The sequence below is a fragment of the Polaromonas sp. P1_E3 genome (genome assembly GCF_056405935.1).
Window position 1 is genome coordinate 1 of record NZ_JBFUBD010000338.1, and the last position, 2,894, is coordinate 2,894.

Sequence of the window (2,894 nt, forward strand, 5' to 3'; positions counted from 1 at the left end):
CCTGCAGCGCCGTGAAAGCCCGGGCCTCACCCGCATCGGCCAGGCCAGCGTGAGCTTTTGCCCCTTGCAGGGCCTCTTCGGCATCATCACGCCCAGCGGCCTGCACTTTGAGCGCCACCACCAGGGCTGGTGGGACATCGATCCTTCGAAGCATCGCCTGATGGTGAACGGCTCCGATGACGCCATGCTCAAGCGTCCCATGGTTTTCAGCATGGATGAGCTGATGCGCCTGCCGAACGTCAGCCGCATGCACTTCATCGAATGCGGCGCCAACACCGGCATGGAATGGGGCAACGCGGCTGTGCCCACGGTGCAGTACACCCACGGCATGCTGAGCTGCAGCGAGTTCACCGGCGTGCCGCTGCGCGCGCTGCTGGAACTCTGCGGCGCTGACCTCAAGCGCGCCAAATTCATCCTCGCGGAAGGGGCCGACGGCTCGGGCATGACGCGCACCATTCCCATGAGCCTGGTGACGAGCGGCGAAGTGCTGGTGGCCTATGGGCAAAACGGCGAAATGCTGCGTCCCGAGAATGGCTACCCGCTGCGGCTTATCGTGCCGGGCGTGCAGGGCGTGAGCTGGGTCAAATACCTGCGGCGCATCGAGGTGGGCGACATGCCTTATGGCGCCAAGGACGAGACGATCCATTACGTCGACCTTCAGCCCAGCGGGCTGCACCGGCAATACACCAGCATCCAGGAAGTCAAAAGCGTGGTGACCTCGCCGAGCGGCGGGCAGGTGTTGCTGCAAAAAGGCTTTCATAACGTCACGGGCCTTGCCTGGAGCGGCCGGGGGAAGATCAAACGCGTGGATGTCTCCGTGGACGGTGGACGCAACTGGGCGCCGGCGCGGCTGGAAGGTCCGGTGCTGGCCAAATGCCTCACACGGTTTAACGCCGACTTCGTCTGGGACGGCAAGCCGGCCATTTTCCAGAGCCGCGCCGTGGATGAAACCGGCCAGATCCAGCCGACATACAACGAACTGCGCAAGGTGCGCGCCTCCCGCAGCATTTATCACAACAACGCCATCCAGTCGTGGTCTCTGGAAGAAAACGGCGAGGTGAAAAATGTCCAGATTTAAGGCCTGGCCGGTTTCCCGCGGCGTCCGCGTTGCGATGGGCTTACTGCTGCTCGCGGGTCTCCCGGGTGTCACCCAATGGGCGGTGGCTGCGGACAAACCAGCAGCCCTCTCCAGCATCGGCCGCACGGCAACCCCCGCTGAAATCAAGGCCTGGGACATCGACGTGCGGCCGGACTTCAAGGGCCTGCCCAAGGGGCAGGGCTCAGTCCGGCAGGGCGAAGTGATCTGGGAGGCCCAGTGCGCGTCCTGCCATGGCAGTTTCGCCGAGTCGTCTGAAGTATTCACGCCGATCGCCGGCGGCATCACGGCTGAAGACATGAAGACTGGCCGCGTCGATGGCCTCATGCCCGGCTCCAACCAGCCGAACCGCACCACGCTGATGAAAGTTTCCACGCTGTCGACGCTCTGGGACTACATCAACCGCGCCATGCCGTGGAATGCCCCGAAAACGCTGACAGCCGACGAGGTGTATGCGGTGACGGCCTACATCCTGAACCTGGGCAATATCCTGCCCGACAACTTCACCTTGTCGGATGCCAATATCCGCGAGGTGCAGGCGCGCCTGCCCAACCGCAACGGCATGACCACCGCCCACGCGATGTGGCCGGGCAAGGAAATGGGCGGCACGGAGCGTCCCGACGTCCAGGGCTCAGCCTGCATGAAGAATTGCGCCGGCGAGGTGGTGGTCAAAAGCTTTTTACCGGACTACGCGCGCAACGCCCATGGCAATCTGGCCGAGCAGTCGCGGCTGGTAGGCGCCAGCCGCGGGATTGATACCACCCGGCCATCCGTGGCCGGAGTATCGGAGGCAAATACCGCTCCAGGCCATACAGAACATGCGCAAGCAGCTCCTGAAAAGATAGCAGTCTCGTCGCCGGCCACCACTGTGCAGCTGTCGGCAGTAGCTAAAGCTCCGGCATCAGGTGCTGCTCCGGTCATGCCGCTGCTGCAAAAAAATGCCTGCCTGGCCTGCCATGGCATGGACAGCAAACTGGTAGGTCCTTCCTTCAGGGATATAGCGAACAAATATAAAGACCGTACCGATGCGTCGGCTTACCTCTCGGGCAAAATCAAGGCCGGAGGGCAGGGTGTCTGGGGTGCAATCCCCATGCCGCCGCAGGCCTTGAGTGCGGCGGAATCTGCGCAGATTTCCCAATGGCTGGCTCAGGGCGCGCCAAAATGACGTGCATAAAAATGCATGCAGCCGCTGCAACCTCTTCAATTTTTGACGGCATGCTCGGGATAAATACCGTTCCGCAGCATGGCATTCTTGTGTCCAATCGTTGTTAGTTTTAAGACATTCAAGTTATATAAAAGGAGTTCACCATGGAACGTCGCGATTTTCTGGCCAGCAGTTCGAGCGCCACTGCGCTGGCGCTGGCAGCTGCCACCGGGCTGAACCCGGCCCACGCGCAAAACGCGCCGGGCTGGAACAAGGCTGCTTTTGACAGCAAGTCCTTGGCCGATGCGGCCAAAGCCATGGGCGCGACCAGCGCTCCGGTTGAAAGCAAGGACCTGCTGCTGCAGGCGCCCGAAATTGCCGAGAACGGCAACGTGGTGCGTGTCGGGGCGCAAAGCAACATTGCCAACACGACGCAAATTGCGCTCGTCGTTGAAAAAAACCCCAGCGCGCTGGCCGCCATGTTCGAAATTCCCGCCGGCACCGACGCCAACGTCTCGACCAACATCAAGATGGGCCAGTCCTCCAACGTTTATGCACTGGCCAAGGCTGGTGACCAGTACTTTTATGCGGTCAAGGAAGTGAAGGTCACGCTCGGAGGCTGCGGCGGTTAAGCCGCGCGCACCCGATCACCAC

3 protein-coding genes are annotated in these 2,894 nt (G+C 61.8%); all 3 read left to right on the plus strand.

Translation table 11 applies throughout. The features are described 5' to 3' along the window. A partial coding sequence (gene soxC / locus AC1D0Z_RS18800; protein WP_477659710.1) for a sulfite dehydrogenase occupies positions 1 to 1,078 on the plus strand: 1,078 nt, incomplete at its 5' end. Then, a complete protein-coding gene (locus tag AC1D0Z_RS18805; RefSeq protein WP_477659711.1) occupies positions 1,065 to 2,261 on the plus strand; it encodes a c-type cytochrome in 1,197 nt (398 codons plus the stop codon). The genes soxC and AC1D0Z_RS18805, both read left to right, overlap by 14 nt. 143 nt (positions 2,262 to 2,404) lie before the next feature. Further along, complete coding sequence (gene soxY / locus AC1D0Z_RS18810) at positions 2,405 to 2,872, plus strand: thiosulfate oxidation carrier protein SoxY (protein WP_477659712.1); 468 nt, start codon at positions 2,405 to 2,407, stop codon at positions 2,870 to 2,872. Positions 2,873 to 2,894: the final 22 nt, after the last annotated feature.

Bases quoted from the DNA above. Each gene is read 5' to 3' on its own strand.
- AC1D0Z_RS18805 (WP_477659711.1), top strand. From the start codon at position 1,065: ATGTCCAGATTTAAGGCCTGGCCGGTTTCCCGCGGCGTCCGCGTTGCG.
- soxY (WP_477659712.1), top strand. From the start codon at position 2,405: ATGGAACGTCGCGATTTTCTGGCCAGCAGTTCGAGCGCCACTGCGCTG.